General features: G+C 40.5%; 21 protein-coding genes. 3 read left to right on the top strand and 18 right to left on the bottom strand.

Features of this window, described 5'->3' with window-relative positions; genetic code table 11:
- Positions 1-127 precede the first annotated feature (127 nt).
- Entirely contained in the window at positions 128-754 is a 627-nt protein-coding gene (locus M1L62_RS07025) for a hypothetical protein (RefSeq protein WP_254412321.1), read from the bottom strand.
- Positions 755-1,228: 474 nt separating this feature from the next.
- Entirely contained in the window at positions 1,229-1,621 is a 393-nt protein-coding gene (locus M1L62_RS07020) for a GreA/GreB family elongation factor (protein WP_254412320.1), read from the bottom strand.
- A gap of 580 nt (positions 1,622-2,201) precedes the next feature.
- Here M1L62_RS07020 and M1L62_RS07015 point away from each other — a divergent pair.
- From M1L62_RS07015 to M1L62_RS07005, 3 genes are all read left to right on the top strand, one after another.
- Positions 2,202-2,624, top strand: a complete 423-nt coding sequence (locus tag M1L62_RS07015; RefSeq protein WP_254412319.1) for a DUF3052 domain-containing protein — start codon at positions 2,202-2,204, stop codon at positions 2,622-2,624.
- A gap of 127 nt (positions 2,625-2,751) precedes the next feature.
- A complete protein-coding gene (locus M1L62_RS07010; protein WP_254412318.1) occupies positions 2,752-4,518 on the top strand; it encodes an alpha-L-rhamnosidase-related protein in 1,767 nt (588 codons plus the stop codon).
- Positions 4,519-4,779: 261 nt separating this feature from the next.
- The gene (locus M1L62_RS07005; RefSeq protein ID WP_254412317.1) at positions 4,780-6,621 is read left to right on the top strand and encodes a T9SS type B sorting domain-containing protein; all 1,842 of its coding nucleotides are present in this window, start codon (positions 4,780-4,782) and stop codon (positions 6,619-6,621) included.
- 57 nt (positions 6,622-6,678) lie between these two features.
- On the opposite strand, the gene M1L62_RS07000 is transcribed toward M1L62_RS07005, so the two are convergent.
- The 16 genes from M1L62_RS07000 to M1L62_RS06925 form a co-directional block, all read right to left on the bottom strand.
- Positions 6,679-7,083, bottom strand: coding sequence for a response regulator (locus tag M1L62_RS07000; RefSeq protein WP_254412316.1), 405 nt, complete (start codon positions 7,081-7,083; stop codon positions 6,679-6,681).
- On the bottom strand, positions 7,070-8,674 hold the full coding sequence (locus tag M1L62_RS06995; RefSeq protein ID WP_254412315.1) for a sensor histidine kinase: 1,605 nt from the start codon (positions 8,672-8,674) through the stop codon (positions 7,070-7,072). The genes M1L62_RS07000 and M1L62_RS06995 overlap by 14 nt, the downstream gene beginning before the upstream one ends.
- Positions 8,675-8,996: 322 nt before the next feature.
- A complete protein-coding gene (rfbD, locus tag M1L62_RS06990) occupies positions 8,997-9,854 on the bottom strand; it encodes a dTDP-4-dehydrorhamnose reductase (RefSeq protein WP_254412314.1) in 858 nt (285 codons plus the stop codon).
- A gap of 82 nt (positions 9,855-9,936) precedes the next feature.
- Positions 9,937-11,067: a YjbH domain-containing protein gene (locus M1L62_RS06985; protein WP_254412313.1), complete on the bottom strand. Its 1,131-nt coding sequence runs from the start codon at positions 11,065-11,067 to the stop codon at positions 9,937-9,939.
- Positions 11,057-11,923 carry a YjbH domain-containing protein gene (locus M1L62_RS06980; RefSeq protein WP_254412312.1) on the bottom strand — a complete coding sequence of 289 codons (867 nt, stop codon included), beginning with the start codon at positions 11,921-11,923 and terminating at the stop codon, positions 11,057-11,059. The genes M1L62_RS06985 and M1L62_RS06980 overlap by 11 nt, the downstream gene beginning before the upstream one ends.
- A gap of 11 nt (positions 11,924-11,934) precedes the next feature.
- A complete protein-coding gene (locus M1L62_RS06975; RefSeq protein WP_254412311.1) occupies positions 11,935-12,966 on the bottom strand; it encodes a hypothetical protein in 1,032 nt (343 codons plus the stop codon).
- Between the two features lie 112 nt (positions 12,967-13,078).
- Positions 13,079-14,443: a sugar transferase gene (locus tag M1L62_RS06970; RefSeq protein ID WP_254412310.1), complete on the bottom strand. Its 1,365-nt coding sequence runs from the start codon at positions 14,441-14,443 to the stop codon at positions 13,079-13,081.
- A gap of 457 nt (positions 14,444-14,900) precedes the next feature.
- Positions 14,901-15,758, bottom strand: coding sequence for a glucose-1-phosphate thymidylyltransferase RfbA (gene rfbA / locus M1L62_RS06965; protein WP_254412309.1), 858 nt, complete (start codon positions 15,756-15,758; stop codon positions 14,901-14,903).
- A gap of 124 nt (positions 15,759-15,882) precedes the next feature.
- A complete protein-coding gene (gene rfbB / locus M1L62_RS06960; RefSeq protein ID WP_254412308.1) occupies positions 15,883-16,950 on the bottom strand; it encodes a dTDP-glucose 4,6-dehydratase in 1,068 nt (355 codons plus the stop codon).
- 51 nt (positions 16,951-17,001) lie between these two features.
- Positions 17,002-17,559 (bottom strand): dTDP-4-dehydrorhamnose 3,5-epimerase, encoded by a 558-nt coding sequence (rfbC, locus tag M1L62_RS06955; protein WP_254412307.1) that lies wholly within the window; start codon positions 17,557-17,559, stop codon positions 17,002-17,004.
- Complete coding sequence (locus M1L62_RS06950) at positions 17,556-18,656, bottom strand: DUF1972 domain-containing protein (protein ID WP_254412306.1); 1,101 nt, start codon at positions 18,654-18,656, stop codon at positions 17,556-17,558. Before M1L62_RS06950 ends, rfbC begins: the two co-directional genes overlap by 4 nt.
- Positions 18,657-18,693: 37 nt before the next feature.
- Complete coding sequence (locus M1L62_RS06945) at positions 18,694-19,809, bottom strand: glycosyltransferase family 4 protein (protein ID WP_254412305.1); 1,116 nt, start codon at positions 19,807-19,809, stop codon at positions 18,694-18,696.
- Positions 19,810-19,852: 43 nt separating this feature from the next.
- Positions 19,853-20,968 (bottom strand): glycoside hydrolase family 99-like domain-containing protein, encoded by a 1,116-nt coding sequence (locus M1L62_RS06940; RefSeq protein ID WP_254412304.1) that lies wholly within the window; start codon positions 20,966-20,968, stop codon positions 19,853-19,855.
- Positions 20,969-21,070: 102 nt separating this feature from the next.
- On the bottom strand, positions 21,071-21,760 hold the full coding sequence (locus M1L62_RS06935) for an SGNH/GDSL hydrolase family protein (RefSeq protein WP_254412303.1): 690 nt from the start codon (positions 21,758-21,760) through the stop codon (positions 21,071-21,073).
- On the bottom strand, positions 21,760-22,452 hold the full coding sequence (locus tag M1L62_RS06930; protein ID WP_254412302.1) for an acyltransferase: 693 nt from the start codon (positions 22,450-22,452) through the stop codon (positions 21,760-21,762). Before M1L62_RS06930 ends, M1L62_RS06935 begins: the two co-directional genes overlap by 1 nt.
- Entirely contained in the window at positions 22,433-23,647 is a 1,215-nt protein-coding gene (locus M1L62_RS06925) for a glycosyltransferase (RefSeq protein WP_254412301.1), read from the bottom strand. The genes M1L62_RS06930 and M1L62_RS06925 overlap by 20 nt, the downstream gene beginning before the upstream one ends.

Raw genomic sequence — 23,647 nt, 5'->3', positions numbered from 1 at the left:
CTTCTGAGAACCAGCATATATTAGGATTTATTAACAAATTAGACCGGCCCGATGACACCTTGGTGTAAAACAGACCGGCCTGTGATTTGCAGACGTTAATTGATGAGGGAACAAATACTTGTTTCAACTATTTCAAGGTGTAACCAAGTTTTAAAGTAGCATAGTCCCGGTTGTTAAATTCCTTTTCATCAATTAAATGAAGTTCGATGGCTACTGAAAACGACATGATGTTAAGTCCGATCCGCGGCGAGAAGCCAAAACGGTTGCCCAGGTTTTTTCTGACTTTGACTACGTTTTCATCCGAAGGGTTATCGCCGGCCGGAAACTCGCCGGTACCCAGAAAATACACCCCGGCACCTAAACCGATGAAGGGTGCGAACCTGTTATTCCAGAGTTTTATGACATCACCCGTCACCGATACAGAGCCAATGGGATCGGCTTTGATCCTGCCGACCGTGGAAAGATAGGATTTCATGAAAGTATATTCTCCACGAAGTCCAACAGCCACATAGTTGGTCAGCCGGTAGGAAGGCTCCAATGAAAGTGACAGTGCAGAGGCATCCAGAAAGTTCTTTTTGTATCGCCAGGTTGTGCCCATGCCAGCCCCCACCTTTATGTTCCATCGTGGCCGGTATTGCAGAAAATCAACCGAGTTTTGATCGTTTGTTAAAGGTCTTAGATTTTCTTCGTTGTTTTGGGCGTGGGCAGCATGGAACAGGCTTGAAAACAGTAAGATATAAAAGGCTTTTTTCATTTTGTATAACGTTGAGATCCGGGGTTAAATAAATTCAGCACGGACATATTTGTCAGATTGACACTCTCCTGATAAATATTCGTACCAGCTATACAGTCAGTTACTTAAATTAATACGGCTTTGTTGATGCGCTTGCGAAATAATGTAAATGCGTTTCGTCGAAGTAATGGAAGTGGTGACAAGAAGAAAATCGGGGCGGGAAACATGGAGGAACAACAAAATTGTTGATAGGCACCCGCTATCACGCTGATGCGTGATTTTGTTTTATATTGGAATATTACAATCGTTAAAATTTTTCAGTTTCTTATTCCGGATTTTCCGACACTTTTCAGAATAGCGTTTTTTGTTGAAAAAATCCCCAGAAAACCACACAGTTTTATCATGGCGAGGATGTGATATGGAAGGAAACGCGAGGCTGTGTGAGATAAAAGCATCAGGAAATTACGACATTTCCTGATGCTGAATGGTAACTGATTAGGAGGGGTTTTGGATTACCTCCAGTATTTCAAGCGACTTCATACCGCCAGGCATTTTCCATTCCACTTTTTCTCCTTTACACAATCCTATCAACGCTGCTCCCATGGGCGTCAGGACGGATATTTTGTTCTCTTTGATGTTGGCAAAGCCGGGCAAAACAATACTGAATTCCATTTCGGTGTTGCTATGCAGTTCACGGACTTTTACATAGGAATTAAGCCGGATGCAACCGGCAGGCAATATATCATCTTCTACGACAATGGCTCTGTTAAGCTCGTAGGATAAAGTCATTTCATGCGTTTTGGCACTGGAAGAAAATTGCTCTGCAAATTGTTTCAGTACGCGGAAGTCTTCTTCTCCAAGAAGAACCGGAGTTTTTAAACTGTCCATAATTATATTTTTTAGGATATGATTTTTTGAAATTAGGGCACATGTAGTCCCGTTTCACGGTTTGTCCAAACCATGAATGAGGTGATGCCTGATTATGAAAATTATTGGCAGATCAGTCAATATCTTTTCAGCACCGGCATTTTGCTGGTAGGCAAAACTGCTGACGTCAAAAAAAGATTGAAATAAAATCTTACCGGAAAGAGTCTTTCCCCGAACCCTGGATCCTAGTAGCGGCCCGGGGCGAGCGTGTTGAAGTCCTTGAAATTTGAAATGAAATAAAGCTTCACACAAAAGCTTTGAAAGGTTAGCTGACCGCACAATAGCAAATATGTACCAACGAAATCAGATGTTCTGTTGGTAAAAATTTTGTGAGGATATTTGAAAAGCGTGTTAACCATATTGGCTAAGTTAAGCTTCATTTACAGACAAAAAAAATTAAAGCAGGAGTAAATGTTTCTTAATTCTTATTTTTTACCGTAACGTTCACAAATCCGGGTTATTAAGAGGCGGGTTATTTGCATGATAAAAACTATTGCCCATACATTGCAAAAAGAATCGTTTGAGTTTAATTGATCATAAAATGAAAAATACGGGTTATTCAGGATCGCCGCTTTCAAAAAAGCTGGGATTGAAAGCCGGTTTCAAAATTCGGCTGATCAATCAGCCCGAATATTATTTTGATCTTTTCGAGGACTGGCCGGAGCATATTGAAATTTCTGAGGAAAGAATCGGCAAAAAGAATTTGATCCATTATTTCGCCAAAGATTTTGAGGAATTGGAAAGAGATTTGTCTGTTTTAAAAGAGGAGATCGAGCAGGATGGAATGATCTGGATTGCCTGGCTGAAGAAAGCTTCGAAAATTGCGACGGATATTAACGAAGATCTTATCAGAAAACTGGCACTGGCTATCGGGCTTGTCGACGTCAAAGTATGTGCCGTGGATCTGGTATGGTCGGGACTAAAACTTGTCATTCCTGTAAAAAACAGAGCGAAAATTTGCTAGCCACCATTTTGAAAAAATGCCCATTTGTTTACAACGATCCTGAGCAGGATACAGCAGGCTGGATTATAGGGAAATAATACTTTACTTTCCTGAAATATTACTGTTAAACACCTTAATCTCTTAAATTTTGAAAAAGTTTTTCCTTTACACTTTTTGTCTTCTTTTTTTACAAATCCAACAGCTCTGCGCACAGAACCTGCCGCCGGTTTTTGGTGCTGATTATCCTGCGGAGAAAGATTCGCGGGTGCGGCAGTATCTGACAGCCACAAGGATTGTCTGGCAGTCGGACCGAAGCGGAAAGAGTATTGTTGATGCGGAAAACCTACTGCGTCCGGGAACAGGCCAGGCCGATCTGGTGCACAAGAATTTTTGCAAGCTTATCAGCAAGGATGGTGAAAAACCAGGGCTGGTTCTTGATTTTGGTAAAGAAATTCAGGGAGGGGTGCAGCTGGTAACGGACCAGCCTGCGGATCACCGGCCGATCAAAGTAAGGTTACGTTTTGGAGAATCAGTAAGCGAAACCATGTCCGAGATTGACACAATAAGTGGTGCGACGAATGATCATGCGATGCGTGATTTCGTGATCGAGGTTCCCTGGTTGGGTGTGATGCAGGTAGGCAATACCGGTTTCCGTTTTGTTCGTATTGATCTGGTTGATGCCGATCGTGAGCTTCAATTGAAAGAAGCGCGCGCCATTTTTGAGTATCGCGATATCCCTTATCTTGGATCTTTTAAAAGCAGTGACAATCGTCTGAACCAGATTTGGAACACAGGAGCTTACACAGTTCATTTGAATATGCAGCAGTTTTTGTGGGATGGGATTAAAAGAGACAGACTTGTCTGGGTAGGAGATATGCACCCTGAAATTATGACGATTAATTCTGTATTCGGCCAGAACGAAGTGGTAGCAAAAAGCCTCGATCAGGCGAGAGACATCACGCCGCTACCTGGCTGGATGAACGGAATCAGTGCGTATTCCATGTGGTGGGTGCTGATCCACCGAGATCTTTACAAATATCAGGGAGATCTGGCTTATTTAAGAAAGCAGCAAAAATACCTTGTTGAGCTGTTGGATCTTTTGATGAGCAAAACCAAAGATAACAAGGAGGCTCTGGACGGAACGCGATTTCTTGACTGGCCATCAAGCGAAAATCCGAAGGCAATTCATGCGGGACTACATGCCATGATGGTTATGACGCTTGAAGCAGGTGCCGAACTGTGTACAATTCTGGATGAGCCGGCTGAGGCGAAAAAATGTAAGGAGGCCGCGGTCAATCTTAAACTTTATGTGCCCGATGCCAATGGTTCAAAACAAGCCGCCGCTTTGCTTGCATTATCAGGTCTTGTTCCGGCTCAGAAAGCAAACAGTGAAGTGTTAGCGGTGGATGGTTGTGCGAGAATGTCTACGTTTTATGGTTATTATATGCTTCAGGCACGTGCCAAAGCTGGTGATTATCAGGGTGCGATTGATTGTATCCGGAACTACTGGGGCGGAATGCTCGACATGGGTGCAACTACTTTCTGGGAAGATTTTGATCTGGATTGGACAAAAAATGCAGCCCCGATTACCGAAATTGTCCCCGACGGAAAAGATGATATTCATGGCGATTTCGGTGCTTATTGTTACAAAAATCTGCGTCACAGCCTTTGCCACGGCTGGGCATCCGGGCCTACTTCATGGCTTTCTGAACATGTTTTGGGCGTGTCCGTTCTGGAACCTGGCTGTAAAACAATTAAAATTCAACCGAATCTTGGTGACTTGAACTGGGTTGAAGGTAGTTTTCCTACACCCATGGGCGTGGTGAAGATACGCCACGAAAAGTCTGCCGATGGAAAAATAAAGTCGACAATTGACGCGCCAAAAGGTGTGAAGATTGTAAGGGCAGTGAATTGAAAGTTAGCGGATAAGATTTTTTGTGTAAGACAGAAGGATGAAAAGCAGCAACTGCTTTTCATCCTTTTTTTGCTTTATGATGCAGGTGTTTTCGCCGGTAAAGATTATTTTTTTCTATTTATTTAACGGTTTGTTAAATGTTAAAAATCTGTTAAGTCACTTATTTGTTGTTAATTATCATTAAATTAAAATCTTAATTAATAACCCAGGCACGCTCTGCTTTATAATATCCAATTCTTTATCTGAAAAGTAATTGAATATATGATGTGTCGTTTTTTTATTCTATTTTTTGCGCTTTTATTGACATTTCACCCAAACTCCGCTCAGGACAACAAACGTGGAAATGTTTGGTATTTTGGGTACAATGCCGGAATCGATTTTAGTGCGACTACTCCCAAGGCTTTATCTGATGGAAAACTTTTTCAGCGGGAGGGCTGTGCCTCCATTTGTGATGAAAAAGGAAAGCTGGTTTTGTACACCGATGGCCTTCAGATATGGAACAACCAGCATAAAGTGATTTCGGCGGATATTCAAATGGGAGGTGACGAAAGCTCGACCCAATCTGCCATTATTGTTCCGAAGCCAGGCAACGCCAATGTCTATTATGTTTTTTCTACTTTCAGTGAACTGGTCTGCGTTACGGTCGACATTACACTCAATAAAGGAGCTGGCGGTATTATTGACAGAACGGTTCTGATGCGTAATTCCACAGAAAAACTGGCAGCTGTCCGACATTGCAACGGCCGGGATTTTTGGGTTATCGCACATGAGTTCGGAAATAATATTTTCAGATCTTATCAGATAACGGCCGATGGAATTCAGCAAGTTTATGTACGGAGCAAAATAGGAAGTTCGCTGGATCTTAACAAATCGGTGGGAACGCTCAAAGTTTCGCCTACCGGAAGACGAATGGCAATGGCCATTTTTGGTAAAAGCAAATACGAACTTTTTGACTTTGATAACGCAAGCGGAACGGTCTCAAATGCCATTACGCTGGAACATCCCGAATTTCGCTGGGCTTATGGTGTGGAATTTTCTCCGGATGAACACTTTCTGTATGTCTGTGAAACGGTTACTTTACTGAGCCCGATCCTTCAAATGGATATCAGCGACCCGAATCCGGCTAAAATTCTGAGCTCGAAGGTTGAAATAGGCAGGCCACCGGAATCTTACTATGGGGCGTTGCAATTGGGACCCGACAATAAAATTTATGTTACCCGGCACGGGGCCAAGTTTTTAGGTGTGATTCATGAACCTAATAAGAAGGGTTACAGTGCCAAATACATCAACGACGGTTTTAAATTGTCAACGGGAACAAGTGGTATGGGGTTGCCCAATCTGATATCAGCAGTTGTTCGCGAAAAATCTTCTGTGTCCCTTTCTCAAACAAAAGACTGTAACAATGTGACGCTGACTGCCAATGTTTTACCTGCGAATTCGACCGTGGTGTATGAATGGTATAAAGGAGATTCTTTGATCACCAGTCAGCATACGGCGGTATACAAGCCGGTAAGTTCCGGAAGTTATTCGGTAACCGTGACCAATGCCAGGTGCTCCGAACCGCCTGTTCATTCTGAAAATGTAGACGTCGAAGTTCTTGAAGTTATTCCTTCTGTTCAGAAACTGGAATGCGGGCTAGTAGAATTGTCAGCGAGCGCCAATGCAAGAATACGATGGTCGGGGCAGGGGATATCGGAATCTGATAATGCATTAAAGAAAGTTACACTCGAAGGTTCGGGCGTTCAGACGTTCAACATACGGGTATTTGACAAAGCTGATTCCACCTGTTTTATTGAGAAAAAAATAAAAGCTGATTTTGGGATCTGCGACGCGAAGCTACTTGTTCCCGATATTTTTACGCCCAATAACGACGGTATTAATGAAGTCTTCAAAATCAATGTAGTGGGCGGAGAAGGGATGGCGCTTAACATTTACAATCGCTGGGGTACAAGTATTTTTATTAATGCCGATAAGGATCCGCAATGGAATGGGAAAACCAATGGAATGGATGCTCCCATTGGTGTTTATACTTATCTTTTTAAATACAAAAGTAGCAAAGGACACGAGTTCACGCGCCGGGGTACGTTGATCTTACAGCGATAAAATAAGGTTAAATCACGACCATTTTTGTCTGGACAATCGGGTGGATTTCGTGTTCTATCAGGATTCTAGTTTTACGACCAGCTCGCGAAGCCGCTCTGAAGAGATTGGCTTGGGTATCAGTTCGAGTACATGCGGTGTTTCCGAAGCCCTCTGGAAATCATCTTCATCGGTTGAAGAGCTGCTAATGTAAACAGCGATATTATTTCTGAAAGATGTTGCCAACGTTGCAAACCCATCCATGAATTGCCAGCCATCCAGAATCGGCATATTGATATCGACGAGAACGAGCTGGGGCAGTTTTTCTGAGTTGTCTTTGTGTTCGGTAAAATAATTCAGTGCTTCGCGACCATTTTTAAAGAAAATTGATTTCAGGGATACCTCTGCTTCATCAATGATTCTTTTAATAAGGAAGGTGTATATGGGGTCATCATCTATTACACACAGCAAATCAATTTTTTTCATTAAAAGTAATTTTAAAAGTTGTTCCTTGGTTGGGTTTACTGATTACCTCAATTTTTCCACCCTGCGATTCGATCTGGTTTTTTATCAAAAATAGCCCGACGCCATGCGCATCTTTGTGAGCGTGAAAAGTTTTATAAAGGCCGAATATTTTTTCACCGTGTAAGTCTAAGTCAATACCAATCCCGTTATCCGAATACTCGAATATCTTGGTTTGATCTTCATTAAGATACGTTTTAAGCGTAACATGTAAAGGAATGTCAGTTTGTTTGTATTTGATGCCGTTTGACATCAGATTCATAATGATACTTTCCAGATATACGCTTGGAAACAAGATCGTGTCAAATTCAAAGTGCATATCCACTGTTGCATCACTCGCATTTAACGCGACTTCCAGTACTTTGAGTGTTTTTTTTGTGACTTCTTTGAAGCTTAAATTTTCACTTGGCAAATAACCGTCCCTTATCTTAAGGATACTGGAAAGATCGTCCAGCGTACTATTCAGGCCGCCGGAAACAGTTCTGATTTTTTGAAATATCTCTGAATTGTTATTATCCAGTGTGGTTTCATCCATAAAATTGGAAAGCAGCGAAATATTATTGGCGTGATTACGCAGGTTATGCGAGAGTATGTGCGTGAAATTTTTGAGCTGGTTGTTTTGTCGGGCCATCGTATCAACGGATTTGCTAAGGTCCAGCTCGTTGATTTTGTACTTATCAATGTCCATCAAAACTCCCCGGATTTTTATTAGTTTTCCATTCTGATCAAAAAGAGGTTTTCCATAATACCTTACCCATTTTTTTTGATTTTTGAATGTAATCATTTGAAGTTCGAGGTCCCAACCGATGCCTTGTTCATAGGCATTGGTCAGCGATTGTTTCATGATTTCACGATGCGGTTCGATAAACAGCGATACAGTATCGTCCATTTCATCGATCTGGCCGGCTTCGGATTCAAGAATTTCATAAGCCGTTTTTGACCACTCAAACCGGTTGGATATGTTGTCAAATTCCCATCCTCCAACACGACCCACGTGCCCGGCTTCTGATAGTAAAAACTCACTGGCTGCAAGTTTCTCTTCCACCAAACGGCGTTCCCTGATCTCATGTTCAAGTTCCTTTACAGACCGTAGCTGTAAGACACTGGGCAGTATTTTATGTAAAGCATAAACCGTGACCATTGAAACAACAGCAGTCAGAAATCTGATCAGGGCACTGAGACGGTATAAAGGCCACCAGAAAATAATGGCGTCGATGAAGTGTGTAGTACCGCATAAAACGATGAATGCAACGAATAACCAGGCAATTTTTGGAAACGGAAAGTCTTTCCGTTTTATGATCATCCTGACCAGCAATACCGGAATAAGAAAATACGCAGCCCAGGTCAGGAAATCAGAAGCGATGTAAAGCCAGCCGTGGAAATCCGACCAGGTGCCGCAATACCATCTTGGCGGCCAGTCGTTGGTATTGAAAAGTTCTGAGAAAAAAGTAAAAACCTGATCCGAAAGGCCGGATTGCTGTTGGTGTTTATGAATGGTTTTACACGCCATTCCACACTCCGCTATGGAAGCGCCGGGAGCAGGGGTTGGTTTCAAATGTCGAGCGGGTTAATAAAAAGTATTGCATATTAAACATAAAAGTGTAAAATATTATGGTGATGACTTTTATGCTGGTGTAAATTTAACATGGCAAGGCAATATCAACGCCCTGCCAACGTTGCAAGGTACCGCTTTAACACAAAAAAAATTTCAGGAAGGACAGAATTTATATTTACCGGTCTGGCAGGAAGATGGGCATGTTAGCGCAGACACACGACTTTATCTCATATAAAAAGAGGATACACGAGTAGGTTTCGGGTATCCTCTTTTTATTTCGATTACTGTTTCAGATCAGAATTGCTGACCGGGGAGAGGGTTATTAGTTTTGGCTCAGTCTTGACAAACAAACTTTTAAACTTTCTCTCCAATATGGGATTTCGATTCCAAATGTGCTTTTTATTTTCGACTTATCCATGACAGAATAGGCCGGGCGAACCGCTTTGGTTACGTACTCGGAAGTTTTTACCGGATTGACTTTTACCGAAGTTTCGCTGATGTCAAAAATGGTTTTTGCAAAATCAAACCAGGAAGTTACGCCTTCGTTGCTGTAATGGAAGATTCCGTAGGAAGTACTGTTTGACTCAATGATGTCAAAAATAGCACCGGCCAGGTCAATTGCGTAAGTAGGAGAGCCTGCCTGATCCATGATCACACCAAGTTGTTCTCTTTCTCCGCCCAAACGAAGCATGGTTTTTACAAAATTGTTGCCAAACTCTGAATAAAGCCAGCTTGTTCTTAATGTGAAATGTTTTTCCAATACATCAGAAATTGCTTTCTCGCCTTCCAGTTTTGTCAAACCGTAGATATTTTCAGGTTCGGCAGGATCGGTTTCAGACAAAAGCTGGGGTACGTTTCCTTTAAAAACGAAATCAGTTGACACATGAATCAGCGTAGCATTGTGTTTTACGCAGGATTGTGCGATGATCTCAGCGCCATCACGGTTTACCCGGCGACAGATATCAATTTCATCTTCTGCTTTGTCCACAGCGGTATAGGCCGCGCAGTTAATTACAAATTCCGGGTTTTCTTTGCTGAACAAAATGTCCAGAAGATTGGCATCAAGAATATTTCCATCCTGTTCTGATGGGAATGATATGTCAGTGATATTTCTTTCTTCTGCTACTTTTTTAAGGCAATGGCCGAGCTGTCCCGAAGCTCCAAGTACTACTATTTTCATGTGCTGGTGTGAATTATTGTCGAGGTAAAGTAACGGAATTATAATCTGAAAGTGAAAAGAGTATTCCGGAAAGATATTCCAATCAATTTTCTCTTTGAGAATTTAAGTAATTCGTATGGTATTGTCTGAGCTTTTGATCAAGCGCATAACCTGTCCGGTAACGCTCGCCGATCTGGAAGCCGCGTGTGTATGAGTATTCCCAGCGAAACTGGTCTGTTGTTCTCAAACGGGCATTTTGTCCTTGCAGGATTTTGCCCGGTGGAATCGGAATCGCGAAGTTAAATCCCGCTGTGGCGCCGTTGACTGTTTTCATCGCATAGAGACCAATTTCCACATTTGTAAATTGCTTTACAAAATCTACACGCACACCGCGGTCTTTCCAAAGATATTGTCCTCCTGATAATTTAAGCGTAATATCCGGTTGAGTAAGGCGATAAGCAACGTCAGCCTGTAAAAACAACTGATCCAATGGCCCTGCGTAAATTCCTCCTCTTGGATAATAATAGTAACCCGTCAAACCCGCTTCCGCACCGAAGGACCAGGGATTTGTCATGTCGGTATGGCGGTATTGTACATTTACACCATACTGGTCATTGTAAAAATAGCCGGCCGATGCGCTGATAAAATTTTTCCCGAACGCATAAAACTGGTTAAGGAAAACCGGAGCAGGACGGATAATTTTTGGATGACTGTTCATGTCGTTTGTGATCGGGAAGAGAATTCCCGCATTTAACACCATTCCCTGCCATAAATAAAACTGCGTTTGCAAAAGCACGCTCGTATTACTTTGTAGTGTCTGTTTACGATACCCAAAAACGGCCGAAAACAGAGGTTGAATCCAAAAATCGAATTTATACCGGCTTGGGTGCGGAAAAAATTTGATACGCTGGTTTTGCCTTTCTTCCAAAGTCGGAACGGACGCGGTGATTTTAGACCCCAGTTTATATTTTCCGATGATAATACCCTGGAACATCGGAAGGTATTCATGGATGTTGTTATCCGCTAAGGATTTACGCATTTCCAGCAAACCATACAAAGGGTTTCTATCAAGGCGTTGTTCATAGTAGATCCTGCCGTTCAGCGGATCCAGAGTCGTATTTTCGTAATTTAACCAAAGAGATTTACGCTTAGCCAGTGTAGAATCGCTTTGTGCAAATACCGGAGAAATACCAAGAAACAAGAAAATTCCTGAAAGCAGTGTACTAATTTTCATTCGCTTTTTTTAACCGTTTTGGCAGCGTTTTAAGATTGAGGGCATATGATGTCCCGAATGTGATCTGGTCGAAATTGATAACACCAGCCTGGATCGTCCACCTTTTGAACAAGGTTCCGTAAGCACCGATATTAAGATGTTGTGAATCCCATTCAACCATGAGGCCACCCTTATTAGCATATTTGAAATTTACTCCGCCAATCGGACCGGATAAATAATAGTAAGCCAGTTCCTTCTTTTTTCGAAATTTAAGATCCTGAAAAATATTGTAATTGTCTTTTTCAGAATCGTCTCTTTGAATGTAGTAGGGGCTTCCCAAGCCTGCTGTTACCTCGGCAGCTAATTTGCCAGATAATTTAAACGATTTGGTTGCTACGAGGGCATTTGTAGTCAGGGAATTGTCAATACCGAAAGGAGCGGAGATGATAAGCGCAAGTGACGGTTGATATTTTTTCTCTTTTAAGATGAGATACTTGAAATCGATCTGTCGGTCTCCGATACCTTTTTGCCCGTTTATTTTTTCGTTGTTAATACGGAGCAGATTGACATTTACTTCCAAACGAGGTACAATGGTGACATTGATGAAATAAATATTTTCGGAGTTTTTTTTATTAAAACGGAAACCGTAGTTAATGGGGTTGTAATTAATACCAAACTGAAAGTTACCTTCTTTGGTCTCACTGGCACTAGGCACGTACATCAAACCGGGCTTTCCGGAAATATTCATCTGACCATAGCCAGAAGTGCTCGCACATAAAATTACCAGAAAGGGCAATAAACTATTGCCCTTTCTGGTAAAAAATATACGAATCTTGTTAACCAATGTGGATGATACCAAAATCAATTTTAGATTCATAAAGTTTGTTTTTAGTTACCACCACCTTGGTTATGGCAACTTGCTATTGCGTCGGTTCTAAGCTTGTTAGCTTCTGCTATAGCTGTTGAATAAGCTGCGTCAACTTTTGATAAGTTTGCTGTTTTTGCGGCGTCTGCAAGTGATTTAGCAGCAGTAGCTTTTGCAATACAAGCTTGTTTGTCCGCTGCTTCCAACGTGTTAATAGAACTAAGCGCTCCTAAAAGCTGAATATTAACAAGGGCCTTTAAAACAGGATATAAATTTCCTAGAACACCCTGAGCAGCATCCAGATCAGCGATTGCAGCAGCAGCAGTTTGCTGAGCCGCAGCTCTGTAAGCTGCATATTTGGGCGTAAGTCCATCTGTACATGCTGTTTGTGCAGCAGCAATAGGAGCAATCCAAGTCGCATAGGCTGCGTCAACTTTTGCAACCTCAGTTGCTTTTGAAGCATCAAGTTTCGTTTTAACAGCATCAAACGCGTTGTTGGCAGCGTCTACACAAGCATCATTAACTTGCACACCTTCTACTTTTTCAACACTTTCAGAACCAGCTACACGTGTACCCTTTAAAGCTACACCCTCAACTGTTGGGAAGGTGAACTTAGGCAAATACGCTGCAACAGCAGAATTAGCCATTGCTTTGTCAAGGATAGTTTTTAACTCCGGTGATAAAGCTCCACCTGCTGCAACTGCTGAGACGGTTTCAGAAGAAACAGAATTCAACGTGCTAACTTCCGAGGCAGAGATTGCTCCCGATACATTACCGGCGGCGCCAGATACACTTGCTGGTACTGTACCAGATGCAGCTATGCCATCCAATGCTCCAGCAACCTCAGTTGCTTTTGCAGAAGCTTCAATACTTGCTTCGGTTGATTTTACAGCAGCAGGTGCAACAACAGTAATAGGAACAACTTCCACCTTGTTAAGGTCATCGATGAGGCCGGAATCTGGTGCGTCCGGATCTTTATCCTTATCCTTACAGTTGAACAGCATGGCAGTCATTAAAAGACTGTATACTGCTAATTTAATCGTACGTTTTTTCATCGTGAGTAAAATTGATTTGTGGAATTAATAGTTTAACAATTATTTATATAATATAAATACAGGATTTCAAAACACTTCGGAGGTTGTTCTCAGGGTTTATCTGCAGGAAGGATCATTGACCTCTTCCCAAGACCATTACTTGCATGGTTTTGAAAATAAGATTGATATCATCCATAACACTATATGACTTCAAGTACTGAAGATCGTATTTCAAGCGCTCTACATTTTTTGCAACGGTATCGGCGTAACCGACATTGATTTGCCCGATGGAAGTGATGCCCGGTTTTACCGTCAATAGCCTTTGGAAATCGTGTGGCTCTGCTTCCATCAACATATCCACATCGTATTTGTAAAGAGGTCGTGGACCTACGACAGACATATCACCTCTTAGTACGTTGTAGAACTGAGGTAACTCATCCAGTCTTGTTTTTCGTAATATTCTGCCAATGGATGTAATACGGGGATCACTGTCGCCTGTGGAATGTTGACCCATTTTGTCGGCGTTTACGCACATACTGCGGAACTTGTAAATCTCAAACATTTCACCCCACTGTCCGCAACGTCTCTGGCGGTAGAATACCGGACCTTTAGATGTAAGTTTTACAGCAGCCATAACTGAAAGGAAAATGGGTGCTCCCAATAACATTACAACACTTGAAAATATCAGGTCAAAAGATCTTTTTAATGTCTGCTCGTTAATACTTGAAAAGGGCTTAGTATTAACTTGAATAATCGGATACATGTCGTGGTATTCAATGGTAGCCATATTCGTCATAAATCCACGAAAATCTGGAACTAAGCGAATTTGTGTTTTTTGCCGTTCCCCAAGTTTAATTACGCCTCTAACCTGCTCATCGCTCATCTCAGACAGACAGCAATAAACATAATCAAGTTTTTGGTTGCCCATCAAAGCCTCCAGGCTATTCAGTTCGTCGTTATTGTTGTTGAATTCAAACATGCCACAGAAACGGTATCCTAACTCTTTCCTGTCGTTATAAAAACCACGGATCAGTGTCGCTAGGTCTCCTTTGCCTACAATGGCATAACGGCTGTAATTGTAACCAGCCTGACGATAAAGCTTAAGAGACAACACCGTTGCAGCCCGAACTGTCAGCGCCATGATAAGAAACGCTCCGTAGGTCATTAAAAATTGCTGGCGTGAATATGCTTCTCCCTCTTTGAAGAGGTAAAGAAAAGCCATAATGGTTGCTGCGTGTATAAGAGCTGCTTTAAAAAGGTTTCCAATCTGGGTGTTGAAATTGTAAGACAATCTTGTAAAAAGGTACGTTTTTAAAACGTAGATGGTGAAAATCCACAAAAGATTGGCTACCAATAACAGATTTACATATTGATTTTGGAACAGATTAGACAAATCTCCAAACCTTACAAGGTAAGCAAAGAGAAAGGCACCGTTCAGAAGGACAAGATCTGTCCACAAGTGGGCCTTGGGAAGGAGCCCTGGATAGCGATTTTTCATAATTTTAAAAATAACGTTGAGTATGTATTCCTATATTAAATCTTGACAAGCATAGCAATAGCTTATAAAAATGTAATATTTAGTATTTGTATTCCAAGGCAATATCTAAAACTATTCGATTACAAATCTAACACAAATAAATCTTATATGTAGAATTTATTTTATGATTGTTGTAGGTAAATAGTTGTAACAATTTTACGAAAATTCTCTGATAAATCACAATTGAAATTAATTATATATTTTGTATATGTCACATATATAGGTAGTTGCACTATTTTGTGATTCGAAAACAACCAATAATTCTTGATTATATACTATAATTATTCTATACTTTTTGTAGTATTAATAATTTATTAAACCCAATTGATACCCAGTCCTTTTTATTTGACAGAATATAAAATTTGAATTTTACCTTCCCGATTTTTAAAGGATTCGTATTACTCTCGGTAATCCGATGTTATACCAAGCCCAGTAAATACTTACCGTAGCCACTTTTTACCAATGGTTTTGCGACCTCTTCGAGTTCTTTGGAGTTAATAAAACCCATTCGGAATGCGACCTCTTCAATACATCCGATTTTGAGCCCCTGACGCTCTTCAATCACTTGTACAAATTGCCCCGCCTGCATTAAAGATTCAAAAGTACCTGTATCGAGCCAGGCTGTTCCTCTATCCAGAACCCCTACTTTTAACTTACCAAGTTCAAGATATTTTCTGTTGATGTCCGTAATTTCCAACTCACCTCTTGGTGACGGTTCGATATTTTTTGCAATATCTACCACATCGTTATCATAAAAATACAAACCAGGAACCGCATAGTTAGATTTTGGTTTAAGTGGTTTCTCTTCAATCGACAAAGCTTTAAAGTCAGGATCAAATTCTACCACCCCATAGCGTTCCGGATCATGAACCTGATACGCGTAGATCACACCACCGGTAGGATCGTTGTTTGCCTGCAGTAATTTTGACAAGCCGGATCCATAAAAAATGTTGTCACCAAGCACCAAGGCGACTTTGTCTTTGCCTATGAATTCCTCTCCAATGATAAAAGCCTGTGCCAGCCCATCAGGACTTGGCTGAACGGCATAGGTGAATTTGCATCCTATACGACTTCCATCACCTAGAAGCTTCTCAAAATGAGGTAGATCGTGCGGTGTGGAAATGATTAGAATTTCATTAATCCCAGAAAGCATCAAAATCGAGAGTGGGTAATAAATCATCGGTTTGTCGTAAACGGGCATCAGTTGCTTACTCACTGCCAGCGTTAGTGGATGAAGACGTGTCCCGGATCCACCAGCAAGAATTATTCCTTTCATATTATGGCTTTCGGCTTTCAGCAGTTGGCTGTCAGCTCTTTTTATATTGTAAGATTTGTTAAATTCGATCCCGTCGTACGGCTGTTTCAGCCGTACGACGGGTAAAAAATCGTTTAAGATGTTCTTATCTGGTGGCGTACATGCCCTCGTAATATTTTTGGTAAGCGCCGGAAGTTACGTTTTCGAGCCACGCTTCGTTTGTAAGATACCAGTCGACTGTACGTTCCAGGCCTTCTGCAAATTGCAGAGAGGGTTCCCAGCCGAGCTCATTCTTCAATTTAGTCGCGTCGATCGCATAGCGCAGGTCATGGCCAGCCCGGTCGGTAACATAGGTGATCAGTTTTTCAGAAGTACCTGCTTCACGACCAAGTTTTTCGTCCATTGTTTTACAAAGCAGGAAAACCAGGTCAAGGTTTTTCCATTCGTTATGGCCGCCAATATTGTACGTTTCTCCGACAGCGCCCTTATGGAAAATAACATCGATAGCCCTTGCATGGTCTTCCACAAACAACCAGTCACGAACATTTTCTCCCTTGCCATAAACCGGCAGCGGCTTGTTCTGGATGATGTTGTGGATCATTAGCGGAATCAGTTTTTCCGGAAAATGATTCGGACCGTAATTGTTCGAGCAGTTGGATATGACAACAGGTAATTTGTATGTCGAATGATAAGCTCTTACGAAATGATCGGACGACGCCTTGGATGCCGAGTAAGGTGAACGCGGGTCATATTTGGTTGTTTCAAGGAAGAACTCGTTTGGATCATGCAATTCCCCGTACACTTCGTCCGTCGATACGTGGTAGAATAATCTTGGCGCGTCAGGCTTTCCAAGGTCATCTTTCCACGCTTTACGGGCGGCGTTTAATAAATTCGCCGTCCCAACAACATTGGTCATTACGAAGGATAAAGGATCAGTAATAGAACGATCTACATGCGATTCGGCGGCAAGGTGAATTACACCGTAAAAGTCATTTTCCTGAAAAAGCTGATCAATAAAAACGGCATCAGTAATATCTCCTTTTACAAAATGATAATTATCCAGTTGTTCTACATCACTTAGGTTTTCGAGGTTGCCCGCGTAAGTAAGTGCGTCGAGATTGTAAATCTGGTATTCCGGATATTGCGTTGTAAAACGGCGTACGACATGAGAGCCGATAAATCCGGCTCCGCCTGTTATTAATATTTTTTTCATGATTTCGTAATTTGTAATAAAACTAGATGGTCGTGGTGGAGTAGATTACCGTTAGACACGTACATTTTCAAGATTTCTCTCTATATACTCCTGAAAAGTCGGTAAAATCTGATCTTTCGGTGAAACGATTGGATTATCTACACCCCAGGGAATTTGAAGCGAAGGGTCATTCCAGTGAATACCTGCTTCCGCTTCCTTGCAATAACCACCCGTGCATTTGTAGTGGAAAATGCTGTCCTCCAGAGCAACAAACCCATGTGCGAAGCCCTCTGGAATGTATACCATTTTTCCGCTTGCAGCATCCAGCTCAAAAAGTTCGTATTTCCCGAAAGTGGGGGAGTCAGGCCTTATGTCAAGCGCTATATCCATAACGCGGCCCTGAATCACGCGTACCAGCTTGCCCTGGGCGTGTACGCCTGTTTGAAAATGCAAACCTCTTACCACACCCTTATGTGAAAAGGACTGATTATCCTGAACAAATGCGCTGGTAAGCCCCTGGTTATTCCAGGAATTAAGATTAAAAGATTCGAAGAAATGGCCACGATCATCGTGAAAAATGGCTGGCCTGATCAGGATCACATCCTGTAAGGTTGTTGTTTCAAATTTCATTTTTTCGTTGAGTATATGGTTTCAAAATGATTCTCGTACTGATCAATGATGGTATTCCATTCATAGATCCTTTCAATTTTTTCAAGGTTATTTTGAACAAAACCTGCGTAAGCTTCTTTATGCGTTTTATCTATATAGTCACTTACTTCTTTTGCAGTTGAAAAGTAGAAAGCGTCTTTTTCCAATATGGCGCTATTGAAAAGATTTTGATTTGCGCAAATTAAAGCATGTGATGCCATTGCCTCGAGTAAGGAGGGGTTGGTTCCTCCGACCGAATGACCATGAAAATAAAGATTAGAGTAATAGCGAAGATTATTCAGAATATTGATATCATATACGCCACCGACAAATTGAATATGTGGATGAGACTTGAATTTTTCCTTTAGGTATTCGCCATACTTGGTAGCATGTTTACCAACAACCAAAAAAGGTGTTTTGATAGTGGCGGCGGCGGCACCTTCCAAAATCGTATCAATGTTATTTTCTGGTTCGAAACGAGCTACTAACATATTGTAATTGTACTTCTGGACCTTGTATGCTGTTAAATCTCCCTCGCCGGGTGTATTAAACGGGAATGCACCATATGGGATATACGTAGAGGGAATGTTGTATTTTTTAGTTAAATAATCCTGTATTCCCAGTGAGTCAGAAATCCAATGATCGCTGAAAACGGTTGCAAGATACTCCGCCTGTTTCAAAAACCACTGCACCGGTTTAGAGTACTTGGACCTGGACCACTCAAGACCATCCATGTTGGTTGTTATGACGCAGTTTTTACGCGGTAAAAGCCAGCCCCAAATGGTACTGCTTGTATAACCCAGTTGTAAAATGATATCAAATGATTTTTTTCTGGTATCCAGAATACAGTTTAAATCATAAACGAATTGTCCAACCGTCCCCCATTTGTCTTCCGGATCCTGACAATGTACGAGTTTGACGCCATTCCATTCCGACTGCTGATAGGGGTGAAGATGGGAGTTGTAAACGGTGATATCATGGCCGCGTTCTACAAGGCCCTTTGCCAAATACTCGGCAAACTGTTCGAATCCTCCGTAGTGGTTAGGAATACCTCTTGTGCCGATGATTGCTATTTTCATTGAAGGTCTGATATTTGACAGAAATAAATGAATTGGATTAGGAAAATTCCTTTTGAAATTGTCCGGTTGTTTTATTTAAAACCGCGTTATACGCATCGAAAGTCTGTTTGGCGGCCATTTCCCAGGTGTAATTGTCAAGGATATATTCACTTAAACGACTATCAACAGCATTATTAAAAGCTGATAAAACACTTTGTTTTATACTTGAAATATCGTCAGGTTGGCAATAAAATGCCATGTCTTTAAAATATTCTTCAGTATCGCCTTTTCTTGTGACAACAATGTTACATTCCATAACACCGGCTTCGAGAGAACTAAGTCCAGTTGTTTCAAACCAGCTGGGCAAGATATGTACCTTTGCTGCTTTATAAATTTTCACAAGCTCCTCGTGTTTGATATGCTCAATAAAATGAATATTGGAAACAGAAGACGCTAATTCTTTGCACGCATTGTAATATCCAATATGATTAGGGGAAGGTTTTCCTATAATGGTTAGATTTATATCTGTTCCCGCAAGAGCTTTAATCAGATTCAGTTGATTTTTTCTTCCTTCTATTCGGCCCACGCACAGAACATGATCTCTGTATTGTTCATTGGATGCTACATTCTTGTCGAATACGGAAGGATCAATTGCATTTACCACTTTTTTAAATGGTGATTGCCGGTTAATATATTGAGCAAACCGTTTGTACTCGCTGTTAGAATTAGGTAAAATTACTTTTGCCTGTGATGCAACGCGCCGAATCGATTTATTGTGACCATTTAGCAGATAATACCTCGATTTAATTTTATCTCCGTTCATAATCCATCGTGCTATTGCCTTAATGTATTCTATATGGCCTGGATTTAAAATTTTGAAAATGGTCCCTGCAATTCCTTTCCGGTTTTCACGCTCGTATTCAGAATAATCGACAAATATTGTTGATACAACAAATGGCACAGAATGGTTTATATGAGGCAGTATGTCATCAGGTCGAATGATATTAAAAAAATGAATCAGAGCGTAGTCTGTGTAAACTGGTTTGGCATCTGCCAAAACGATATCCACTAAAACCCCCAGGTTTCGAAGATATTTAGCAGTCATGTCAATTTGTACAGTATCACCACCTGGGGTGGTGTAACAATTTGATCTGACAATCATTAATATTTTCATACTACAAAATTTGTTCAATTGAATATTTAGTGAAAATAATGGCCTAGGGCCTTTTCAGATTTTTTTGTTCCCTAGATATTGCTGATCGTTGAAAATACAAAGCTCTTTTAACGCCTTCGAGCAAATTCACCCCATTTTTTGAGGGAGTTAGATATGCACCTTCACCATTTTCATTCCAGGCGTAAACAAAGGCAATTTTTTCGATTGTTGTATTTTTTGAATTGATATTCAGCCAGTTAATGCAATTCGTAATTGAGTTATAAACTGTTGTTGGAGATACACCGATATAATAAGGATCTTTTGCGTATCGATTTGAACTGCTTGCCCACGGCCTCGGGTCCCAGTTTAATGTTGTTGTTGGGATATATCTTAAGTTACTATTGACGGCAATCCGGTCCCATACTTTTGTTTCAACTACCTTCAATGTGTCCACCGGGATCTTCGTTGTCTTATCAAAACCGGCAGAATGATAATTGTAACCTGTAAGAAGATCAAACCCACATGATTCGGCAGTTTGAATATCTTCTTGGCTTATATTGTAAGGAACACAAAGAGCAACGCTTACACCTGCTAATCCCTGTTGTTGAGCTTCGGTTTTTAAGTTGCTGATGGCATTTTTTAAGGCACTAGTGGAGCCAAATTTTTGCAGCAATGTACTAATTGTAAAAAAGGCTATTATCGGTTTATTGTCAACAGTTACATAATTTCGATTTTTGAAGTATTTAATCCATTCTGATGAAACAAATCCCCAATCCTCTGGGCCAATTTCAAATCCTTGGTGGTTGGAAATCATAATGCAATATTTGAGCTTGTCATTATTTTTGGAGCTTTGATAGTATCTTAAAGAATTGTTAAGAACTTCATACTTATACTTTTCTCTACCAGAATAAAACCAGCAAAAACTAAAAAAAGAGAGTCCTGCATCTGCCGCCAGTAGAATCTGTTCATCCATTATTTTCTGGCTACTTGTAATCCATCCCCACTTCGGTTCCCGCTCTGGAAAGGAATCAACAAGGCTCTTTGTAATGTGATAGGGGAATGTACCAGTCCAGCCATCGAAATAATACGCCCCAAAATTAATTTTGTTTCCTTGGGCGTAAATATTCGTTTGTAGCAAAACAGATATAACTATAAATACTGACGATATTTTCTTAATCATAATAACGAGTAAAAATATTTTCTAGATACTCCATAGTTGACTTGAAATTACCGGGAGGAACTCGAATTAACCTTAAAATATGTCTAGTGTTCTAAGGACTATCTAATTCTTAATCGCGGCGTAAATTTTTAAAAAAATCATTTCCATTCCTTCATCTGATGGATGAATGGATACTCCGTTGTTGATAAACTTTCCTTGCGCAGTATTTTGTTTGTGTGCGAACAAGTCGGAAATATTTACAAACCCCCATTTATTTGTAGCTGCACAGTTTCTCATCTCAGTATCGATGATTTTATCAGGCCAAAATCTAGAAGTAATAATAATTCGCGTTGGTTTATTGCTTGACAACTTATCGCTTAGAGTTAATAAGTTGTCGCAAAGGGAGTATTTTTTTGTTGAATCACTTTTGATGTTTTCGCCAAGCCTAAAAATTATTAAATCAGGATGATAATTTTTAAATTCATTTACAATAGAACTGTCGTAAACCCAAAATTTTCTTTCAAATGACTGGGCGACATTTGAATATCTAATTTCGGTGCTGACATCCTCTATTTTCATTTTTTTTATAAGCAAATGGACATAGTCTTTATCTTCAGACGATGCAGCCATTCCCCAATTACCATTCCATCCTATGCTTTGGTCGGGAAGGTGCTTCGTTATGCTGTTCCCTAAGATTAGAATCTTCTTTGGCGCTAACTCTAAGTGAGTTGCTTGAGGGTGGGTGCTTGTTTGTAAAATAAGTAAAACTAATGCCAGAACTAGTTTTGTTATAAAGACACAGCACTTTTTCATTAAAATCTATATTTGATTAGTTTCGAAGGTATACCACCATAAATTCCATTATTAGGATATTTACCGGCCGTCATGACTGATCCGGCAGCTACAATACATCCATCGCCAAGAGTAACACCGTCGAGAATGGTTGCTTTGGCTCCGATCCAACAATTTTTCCCAATGCTAATACCTTTATGGTTAACGCCTTGTAATCTAATTGGAGTCGAGGGGTCTGAAGCATTATGATTCTCTGAATGCATGCTTACAAAGTTGCCAATAATTGTATCTCTACCAATTGAAATTCCTCCGGCACAGCCGTAAAAACAATCTCTTCCGAGACCGACGTTGTCTTCAACAACCAGCCCTTTGCCTAGATGCTTTAGGCTTCCGGAGCACTCAATAACTGTTCTTTTCCCCATGGATACCTTATCTCCCAAAACGATACCATTTTTCGACAGGGCATCAATGTAACAATGGTCATCGATAGAAACACCATTTCCAACCAACATCAGATTTCTAGCTTTTAGAGTTACATTCTTGCCAACAAAAAATAGCCCTTTGTGTGGGATTAAAGAAGTTTTGCCCCGAAAAAGCATGAAAGATCTCCCCATAATTAATTTTATCAAATAAGAGGAGGATATTTTCGGGTCAATGGTGTACCCATCACCTCTTATTTTTCCCAGAGCTTTATTAATCAATTGGTGAAACATCTTGGGTGGGCTTTAGAATGTTGGTAATACTCTTTACATTTTCATAATGGAACATTTTCTTTAAAGCTTCTCGTTGTTCATCGTTCTTCTTTAAAATGTCTGATTTCAAGATTTGTAGAATGTATTTCGCATATAATTCCGGAGTATCGGCTATGTAAAAAACATCACTGAATTCTTTTGGAAGTCCTTTTATTCCAGAACTTGTACTTACCACTTGGTTTGGGAGAAATAACATATCAATCGACTTGATATTTACTCCGCTTGCAAATTGGACAGGATTTATCAACACCTTTGTATTATCCAGATATAGATATGGATCAGTAGGGTTTGGTATCAACGTGATTGTTTTGTCGGAACTACATAAATCAATAATCTCCTGATTTGGCATTGAACCCATTACAAGAAATTTAGAGTCGTGATATTCTACTTTTACCTTTGGATATACTTGTTCAATAAACCATTGAATCCCTTTAACATTATTTGGAGTATTTAAATTGCCGAAAAAACCTATATCAAAGCTATTTTTACTATCGTTAAGGTCTTGACTTTTACGTGTTTGCTTGTTTGGGAAAACAGGAGGCAGCCAAAAACCATTCTGCAAACCTTCTTCTCTCCAAAATTGCAAATCATGTGTGGAAATGTCAAAAAACGCTGTTACAGTCGAAAGGAGATCGTATTCGTATTTTTTTAAATGAATTAGAGAAATTATAATAGCGAGCCTTTCTTTCAAATTTTTAGCAAGTAAATATTGACCGTACATGTATTTATGCTCGATGTTGTGAAGTCTTAACCCGGATGGTAATCTAAAATGATTAGCTATTTTAAGACCAGTTGAACCTCCGTAGATTCCATCAATAAATACTGCATCGGCTTTAAATTCTTCTAGCTCTTTTATTAAGGATTGGTAAGTACCATCTGATAGCATTCTGGATGCGACCAGCGACGGGTTGCTCAATGATCTTAGAATTCTTTTCCAACCTCTTTCCATTGGAATCAAAAATAAGTTGCTCACGTTACTCTCGACAACTTCGATCTCCAATGATTGAGGTTTGTCTCCTTTCTTTATACCGTACCATGTCAATAGAAACACTTCAACACCTTGTTCTTTCAACGCCAATAATCTATTCCAAATGTCCATTTTAGCACCGTGGTTGGGCGGATAAGGGAATTCATGGGCAATGAATAATAATTTCAT

The sequence above is a fragment of the Dyadobacter diqingensis genome (assembly GCF_024220585.1).
Lineage (GTDB): Bacteria > Bacteroidota > Bacteroidia > Cytophagales > Spirosomataceae > Dyadobacter > Dyadobacter diqingensis.
The sequence above is the reverse complement of the archived record's forward strand: the minus strand, read 5'-3'. Positions and strand labels throughout refer to the sequence as shown.